Source organism: Aureimonas sp. AU4 (assembly GCF_001463765.1).
Classification (GTDB): domain Bacteria; phylum Pseudomonadota; class Alphaproteobacteria; order Rhizobiales; family Rhizobiaceae; genus Aureimonas.
This window is the reverse complement of record NZ_BBWK01000098.1, coordinates 1-7835: the sequence shown is the minus strand read 5'-3', so window position 1 is coordinate 7835 and position 7835 is coordinate 1. Positions and strand designations below refer to the sequence as shown.

The 7835-nt window shown below is 61.0% G+C and carries 7 protein-coding genes; 2 read left to right on the top strand and 5 right to left on the bottom strand.

Annotated elements, in window-relative coordinates:
• Positions 1–150: 150 nt before the first annotated feature.
• Both AUL35_RS20960 and AUL35_RS21840 read right to left on the bottom strand, forming a co-directional pair.
• On the bottom strand, positions 151–996 hold the full coding sequence (locus AUL35_RS20960) for a prohibitin family protein (protein WP_244493867.1): 846 nt from the start codon (positions 994–996) through the stop codon (positions 151–153).
• A gap of 634 nt (positions 997–1630) precedes the next feature.
• Positions 1631–2387 (bottom strand): IS5 family transposase gene (locus AUL35_RS21840; RefSeq protein WP_156418140.1). Its coding sequence is split into 2 segments (ribosomal slippage): positions 1631–2057 and positions 2056–2387, totalling 759 coding nucleotides; the frame shifts between segments, so codons are not numbered across the junction.
• A gap of 200 nt (positions 2388–2587) precedes the next feature.
• On the opposite strand from AUL35_RS21840, the gene AUL35_RS21835 reads away from it, so the two are divergent.
• Positions 2588–3342, top strand: a protein-coding gene (locus AUL35_RS21835) for an IS5 family transposase (RefSeq protein WP_374754521.1) whose coding sequence is annotated in 2 segments (ribosomal slippage) — positions 2588–2920 and positions 2923–3342 — 753 coding nt in all. Because the reading frame shifts where the segments join, the coding sequence is not laid out codon by codon here.
• A gap of 176 nt (positions 3343–3518) precedes the next feature.
• Here the strand turns inward: AUL35_RS21835 and AUL35_RS20940 are convergent.
• The gene (locus AUL35_RS20940) at positions 3519–3779 is read right to left on the bottom strand and encodes a hypothetical protein (RefSeq protein WP_156418138.1); all 261 of its coding nucleotides are present in this window, start codon (positions 3777–3779) and stop codon (positions 3519–3521) included.
• A 423-nt stretch (positions 3780–4202) separates the two neighbouring features.
• A complete protein-coding gene (locus tag AUL35_RS21830; protein ID WP_082666509.1) occupies positions 4203–4385 on the bottom strand; it encodes a glycoside hydrolase family protein in 183 nt (60 codons plus the stop codon).
• A gap of 1241 nt (positions 4386–5626) precedes the next feature.
• Here AUL35_RS21830 and AUL35_RS20925 point away from each other — a divergent pair.
• Positions 5627–6726, top strand: a protein-coding gene (locus AUL35_RS20925; protein WP_374754520.1) for an IS3 family transposase whose coding sequence is annotated in 2 segments (ribosomal slippage) — positions 5627–5879 and positions 5879–6726 — 1101 coding nt in all. Because the reading frame shifts where the segments join, the coding sequence is not laid out codon by codon here.
• Between the two features lie 568 nt (positions 6727–7294).
• Here AUL35_RS20925 and AUL35_RS22700 read toward each other — a convergent pair.
• The coding region (locus tag AUL35_RS22700; protein ID WP_192847140.1) for a hypothetical protein at positions 7295–7835 on the bottom strand (541 nt) is incomplete at its 5' end.

The window sequence follows — 7835 nt, the reverse complement described above, 5'->3', positions numbered from 1 at the left end:
GTCGTTTCCTTGGGAGCTAGGCTGAACAGGGCCGCGACATAACGATTGGGCAACACAAACACAAGGCGGAGCCCTCTCGATGACCGGAGGCGCCCCTTAATCTCGCCCGTACGAGGACCAGAGGACGATTCGGGACCCGCTTCGAACCGATCACCGCAGATTGAGAAACGGCGCTGTTGTTCCCGGCACCATGGTCGTCGGCAGAACGCCGTTCCAGCGCTCGGCCTTCGTCAGTTCGATCAGGTTGGGATTGTCCGCAAGGGCGGCGGCGCGCGCCCGGATGGCGGACGCCTCGGCTTCGCCCGCCAGTCGCGTCGCCTCCGCGCGAGCTTTCGCCTCGGCGACCGACGAATCCGCGCGCGCCTTGGCCTGCGTGACGGCGATCTCGGCCTGTACCTTCTCGCGCTCCAGCGTCTGGCGCTGGGTTGCGACACCGGCTTCCGCGGTGGCGCGTGCCTCGACGGCCTGCTCGTAGCTGTCGGACCAGTCGATGTTCTCGAGCTGGAACGAGACGATCTGGAAGGGCGCGCCCTGGATGTTGTTGCGTATCGCCGCCTCGTTGTCCGCGTTGAGCTTCCCACGGTCCCGGATGGCGCTGGCGGCCGTGTATCCGCCGAAGATGGTCTTGACCTCTTCGTTGACGTGCGGAGCCAGAACGCGGCTCACCATGGCCTGGACCGATCCGAACTCGCTGTAGATACGCGCGACTTCGTCCGGCACCGGCTGCACGTTGACCGACAGGACAAGGGTGCCGATCTGCTGGTCCTGTGAATAGGCGGAGACGTTCTCGAAACGATATTTCTCCTGTCGGATTGAAATCGTGACGGTGTCCCCCAGAAGCGGCGTCTTGAAATGCAGACCGGGTTCGGAGACGCCGCTGACACGCCCGTTGTAGAGAACGACAGCTCTTTCGCCCTCGTCGACCGTGTAGAAGGAGCCAAACGCCGCGAGCACGACGAACGCCGCGCCAATCCCCATCGAGATCCTACCGATCAACGTTCTTCTCCTTCGCCCACCGATAGATCGCCTGAACGCCGATGATGATGAGGGCCCCCACGACGACGGCACCTATGACCTTCAGACCCATCGACGGTTGCCCTCCGCAGTCGACACACCCAGGAATTGACGAGGCCTGAAATAGCACACGTCCGCATTTCCGCTCGGTGGATTCGACGACAATCGCTCGCGCCATGGTCCGGCAGCTGCGATGGAAAATGCTGAAAGAAACAGAAAGGTCGGAGAACGTGGATTCCCGAACCGACAGCTCGGAAAATTAAACGGCGTTCATTACGAACGCGGCGAAGCATCTCCTGGGCTCAGGAGCGGTCTAGAGCGGCTAGAGGGAATCGAACCCTTGTATTCATATTGGAGGGCTCCAGCTCGCCGAGTAATATCAAAGGCCCGTTTCACTGATGGTCGGATCGGATCGGCCATCGCATGACACGGGCGGTCGCCGCTTCAGACCGCGAAAAGGGCCCGCCCGGCTTGAACCAAGGCCGGCTCTCGCATGCTATGCCGGAGCATCATCTAGCTAGGACGATGCCAAGGCCGGCGCCTTTACCTTCCTCGGTCTCGCGTTTGGGGCTGGCGCGTAGATCTGCGCCATTAGGTAGGTGACTCACCAAAGCCATTAAGTGACCGTTGCGATTAGAGCACTGGCGGCGAGATAGTTGATGGCGAGGCGATCGTATCGGGTCGCGATGCGCTTCCAATTCTTGAGCCTGCCGAACATGCGCTCGATGACGTTTCGTCGGCGATAGGCCTTGCGGTCCGACGGGCAGACGATATCACGGGCGGCCCGGCCCGGAATGACCGGCTCGATCTGATGATGGATAAGCCAAGTCCGCAGCTTGTCGGCATCATAGGCTTTGTCTGCTATCAGGCGTTTCGTCAATCTCATGGCCTCTAGAAGCGCAAGCGCCATGGTGATGTCGGCGATGTTGCCGGGCGTTAGGGCCAGGGCGACGATCCGGCCACGAGCATCGGCCAGACAATAGATTTTCGTCGTTCGGCCGCCGCGCGAGATGCCGACCGCTTGGCTGAACTGCCCCTTTTTCGCCCGAAGCCGAGCGGTGTGTTTTGACATGAGTGCTGTTGGGGCAAAGCTCGTGAGGGACAGCGCCTGCGGCGGCGACCTTGGCCAAGATCCGCTGCCAGACGCCACGCCGTGCCCATCGAGTGTCGCGGTTATAAATCGTCCTGGCCGGTCCGTACTCAGGCGGCACATCCCGCCAGCGACCGCCGGTCTTCAAAATATGGAGGATGCCCGAGATCACCCGCCGGTCATCGACCCGCGGCTTGCCGGGTTGGTTCATTAGCAGGTGCGGCTCCAACACCGCCCATGCCTCGTCCGACAGCCAGAACATATCGCGCCTGATCGTCTCCATCCAAAAGACCCAATACCGGATGAAATCTGCCAATCCCGGCAATATGTCCGGCGGGCTCCCTACTTAAGGAACGGCAAGAGGCGGCGATCGCCTTCTTCATCTGCGCGTGCGTAGTCGGTGTGGTCGCCGAGTTCCCATAGGCTCAGGACCTATTAATTTGTTTTGAGGCGTGATTCAGTTAGGAATTGGAGGAATTTCCGATGGCCAAGCTGTTTCTGTTAAGCGAGCGCCAGATGGGGCGGATATCGCCGCACTTCCCACTGTCCCACGGGGTGCCGCGCGTCGACGACCGGCGTGTGGTGAGTGGCATCGTCTACGTGGTCCGCAACGGCTTGCAGTGGAAGGACGCGCCGGCGGACTACGGGCCGCACAAGACCTTGTACAACCGCTTCATCCGCTGGTCGCGGCTTGGCGTCTTCAACCGCATCTTCGCCGCGCTTGCGGGTGAAGGATCAAGACCGGAGCGCATCATGATCGATGCCACGCATCTGAAGGCGCACCGCACGGCGGCGAGCCTGCTCAAAGGGGGGATGTTCCCCGACGTATCGGACGCACCAAGAGCGGCCTGAACTCCAAGCTGCACGCCGTCTGCGACGGACAGGGGCGCCCCCTCGTCATGACGCTCACCGAGGGCCAGACCAGCGACTATCGTGGCGCCCGCCTGATGCTGGCGCACTTGCCGCCCGCCAGGGAAATGCTGGCCGACAAGGGCTATGATGCCGACTGGCTGCGCCACGCGCTCGCCGAGCGCGGCATCGCCGCCTGCATTCCGTCACGGGCCAAGCGCAAGAACCCGCTCCCCAACGATCCCGTACTCTACAGGCAGCGCCACAGGATCGAGATCATGTTCGGCCGCCTCAAGGACTGGCGACGCATCGCCACCCGCTACGACCGATGCGCCCACACCTTCTTCTCAGCCATCTGCATCGCGGCCGCCGTCATCTTCTGGCTCTGATCAACGAGTCCTGACCCTAGTTTCAACGTTAACTTCTACCGCCCCAGCCCCGCCAACCGCCGCATGATGGGCAGTCCCTCGTAGGTGACCTGCCTGCGCTTCCACGCCCGGTTCTCGTTCTCCACGATTTTGACCTGCCGTTCACGCAGATCCTGCTTCAGCGGGAAGAACCGCTGCTATAGATTGCAGACGTAGCGCAGCGTCCCGCGGTAGAGCGCCCTGCGCGGCGCGGCCACCATGGGCACGGGGATGCGGATCGTGAACTTCTGCTGTTCGCCTTCGACGACGCGCTGCTGGGCAGAGATCGTCCATTCGACATCCATCTCGTCGATGATGTAGCGGAAGGCAACGATCCCGCAGCGCAACGACAATGTCACGTCGTAGTCGATCTGCAGGAAGTCGCCCTGCCGCACTTCGCGCGTCAGCACCTCGGACATGTCCGAGGCTACCGAGCAACGGTCGACGATCCCCCAGTAGAGGACCGGCACCCTCGCCAACACGATGATCGCCGCAGCGATATCCTACTGAGTGCGGTGGTTCAGGAAGGCGGGGAATCGCGCTCGTGATAATCGCGCTTGATTGTGTCGATACGGGTTTAGGTAACGCGCGGGTCGAGGTCGGTTGTGGCTCCAGCCTCTCGGGTCTTCTGCTCCCAGATGCAACGTTCGGTCTGCGCACCTTCTTCGCGAGCGGCCGGGATGGTGAAGGCTGCGCTGTAGCCTTCATGGACGGCTCAGCCAATCGTGAGGCCCATGACGAGAACGACGGCCGCTCCGATCGCGTCGAGCGCGCCCGTCAGCCCAACCCTTCCAGGCACAATGGCGTTCATTCTGTCGGCGGTTCGTCAGGTCCTTCACGACCTAGCCGCAAGCATTGTTCCAAGCCAACAGAGCATCGCAGACGCCGCGAATGTCGCCAGCGTTCAGCCGTCCAGCCATCGTGGATCCAAAGAAGTCACAGGTGCCGATGTTGTAGGTGGCCGACAACATCGCGGCATATGGCTTATCGGGAATGGCGTCGGGCGCTCGCAGGTAGGCGCGCATACCGGTGTCGAACTAGTGCACAGGCCCCGCCAGCATCGCGCGGCATTCGTCTATCGTGTATCGGTCGCCCATCTTCACGCCCTGCGTCTATCCGAAGCAGACGGTGGAGATGCCGACTCCGTCGCAATAGGCGACGGTTCGCATCCCTCCCCATGCGCCGATGGGGCCGATGACAAGGGCGAGGATAGTGCTGCCCTTCTTCAGGCGGGAGCCGCCGACGCGCAACGTCTTGGTCGGGGCGCTGATGCCTTGCCCTCCGACACGGCCGGCTGGACGATGAGGCGAGCGACGAAGGCGGCCGTTGAACACAGACCCGACAGGACGATGAAGGTCCGCGGCGGTAGGCCAAGCGTCTCCTCGAACGCTGATAGCATGACGTCGACCGCGATCTGCGCGAAGGTGAGGACGATGAACCGGACAGGGCAGGCGTGCGTAAGCATCCGGCGCTAGTTGGCGACGAGAGTAATAGGAGCAGAACATTTCGGACAAAGAAATTGGCGCGCTGTAAAAGGCGCCTTGGGCGTCGGGCCTTAACTAGTTGATAAAAAACTCCTTGCTGTGTTTGCAGCTCGGAGTACGTTCAGACAAAAGATCGATTCACTACATCGCAACACTCTGGCCTTATATCAATGCGCCCTACCGTTAAGTTGAACTACAGCCCGAACCCTTGGGCAAGGTGGTTCGCATGGCATCCAGTAGCACTGCCCGTTTGGTATAGCGCCAAGGCATATCGGATTGTTTGGCTGCGGTGGGTTCTACGGCGGCGAAATCGCAAGGGCGCATGGCAGTACCGGTTGCTCCAAGTGGTCGTTCGACCGGCATGGATGGAGAGCCGCATCGGAAGGTCAGCGGCGATCCTACCGCCTGAAGCGCCGCCTGCTGCCTCAGAACTGCAGCCAAGCGACAAGTATGAGAAGCCAAAGAATGCTGGACAGCATTAGGCCATAAATAAGGCCTAACGCGGGTCTCAACCCAACTGGCGTTTGTCGCTGGGCGATCCTTCCCTTGTCGGCATGCAATCGCGCTGGAAGCACGTCATTTTTCATCGGAATGTCCCATCCAACGATCGTAGGCCTGCTTTCTGTTATTCCGACCTCCTTCTAATGACGAGTGTACGCAGCTGACCTAGTGGCATTGTGACTAACAAGGTTATAAACTCGCTGACGTGCCGCCGTAAAAACGGACTGTTTTGAGCTGGAATTCTCCACTTACGATCCAAGAGCCGGGACGAGGAGAGTTCCATGAAGAAGTCGAAGTTCATCGAGGCGCAGATCGCGTTCGTCCTGAAGCAGGCCGACGAGGGAACGGCTGTCGCCGAGGTTTGCCGGAAGGCCGGGATCTCGGAAGCGATGTTCTACAACTGGCGCAAGCGGTATGGCGGGGTGATGCCGTCCGAGGTGAGGAAGCTGCGCCAGATCGACAAGGAGAATGCTACGGTGAAGCGGCTCATCGCGGCCCTGACCTTGGACAAGGCTATGCTGCAGGACGTTCTGTCAAAAAAGCTCTGAGGCCTGCTCGCCGCCGCCAGTTGGTGGATGAGGTCCGGGCATCCTGGAAGGTGTCGATCAAACGGGCCTGCTCGGTTCCAAGGGTCGGACGCTCGCTCTACACCTACAAGTTCCGGCGCGGCGATCAGGCCGATCTGAAGACCCGGATCCAGGAGATCACGCGGACACGGGTGCGATACGGATATCGTCGTGTCCACGTGCTCCTACGACGGGAAGGCTGGGCTGTGAACCCAAAGCGGATCTACCGTCTTTACAAGGAGATGGACCTGCAGCTCGGGAATAAGGTGCCCAAGCGGCGCGTGAAGGCCAAGCTGCGGGACGACCGGACGGTGGCGACCTATGTGAACCAGACATGGGCCATGGACTTCGTCCACGACCAACTCGCAACAGGCCGAAAGCTGCGCATCCTGACGGTCGTCGACACGTTCTCGCGCTTCTCGCCGGCGATCGACCCGCGGTTCAGCTACCAAGGCGAAGACGTGGTCCGGGCGCTGGAGCGCATCTGTGGCGAGGTTGGCTACCCCAAGGCCATCCGGGTCGACCAGGGATCGGAGTTCATCTCGCGAGACCTCGACCTTTGGGCCTACCAGAAGGATGCCGTGCTCGACTTCTCACGGCCTGGCAAGCCAACCAACAACGCCTTCATCGAGAGCTTCAACGGCAAGTTCCGAGCCGAGTGCCTGAACACCCACGGGTTCATGAGCCTTGACGACGCGCGGGCTAAGATGGAGGCTTGGCGTAGAGACTACAACGAAGTCCGCCCTCACAGCGCGATCGGCCACAAGACCCCGATCGAGCTGATGAAACGCTCGAACGGCAGACCGCCCGCCTGAGCAATCATCTCCGGAAATCCTCCAACCGGGCGATCCAAAAACCGGGGCACGTCAGATCACGACAGCACTCTCGTTCCTGCTGAATGAAAAACGGAGGTCACGTCACCGTAAGCTCATTACAGGCAAAGCAAAACCCGGAGCGATAGCTGGGCAAGGAGTGTTCGAGGTTGGGTGTCGTCAGGCTACGACCGGCACGTTCCAGCTAGGACGGGGGTCTGAGAACTTGCGTCTAATTGGGCGCGCCCAATACAACTTATATGGCGACGTCCGTAAGCCGATCGCGTAGACCTGCGAACTGCGGAGCAGCTTGTCGAAGGTGGTGGCGGGCTATAGGATCGGTGGTGTGATCAGCGACTGTTTGCGCCCGCCTGCCGCGCTCTTCGTCGTGCCGTAGCCTCCGGTGCCGTACGGGTGCCAACCGGCATGAGCTCAAGCGCGTCGGGCGCTGGCGGTCGTATCGGCAGGGTGCATCGTCAGCCAGACCATAGCGACCTCCTCTGCGTCGCCGGTTACCTCGGCCTAAAGGTAGGCGCGGATCAACTCGGCCGTGACCGTCAGCTCTACCACGTTAGTATCGGTGATATTGAATTCGCAAACGTTGTTCGCCATCGAGGTGCCGTCCGGAATGATCCCTAGGCTCTGTTGTGTGATCTAAGCCGTGCCAATCATCGCTTGCAACGCCTGACGCGACGACGCCCGTGACGCGCGTCAGCTTGGCGTCAGTGGCGACGCCGCCCGACGCGATAGCGGCCTTGGGGCCTGGGTTACCGGCAAGCTGGCTGACTGTCGCGCCAATCAGGTTGGGAACGGTCGGGTCCTGGTTGCAAACCGAACCGGTCGTGATCATCGTCGCAATTAGCGGCGCAAGGACGTCATGGCCGATGATAGTCTCGCTCTTGGCGTCAATGTGGATGCGCACGCCTGTGTCGATTGAGAAACGAGTCGGGTTCATCGTGCCATTCACCGTGAGCGGCTTAGTGGTATTGGTCACCTTCACGTCGTCGCGGCCCGCCTGTGCAAAGATCCAGGCGTTGACATGTCCAAAACGCCGTAGCGAAAATCGCCTGTCGTTCTGACGTGACCCCCTGAATTTCAGCCACGGATGGCTG

Coding starts and splice junctions, on each gene's coding strand:
- AUL35_RS20940 (WP_156418138.1), bottom strand. CDS start 3,779: ATGTCCGAGGTGCTGACGCGCGAAGTGCGGCAGGGCGACTTCCTGCAG.
- AUL35_RS21830 (WP_082666509.1), bottom strand. CDS start 4,385: ATGCGCGCCTACCTGCGAGCGCCCGACGCCATTCCCGATAAGCCATAT.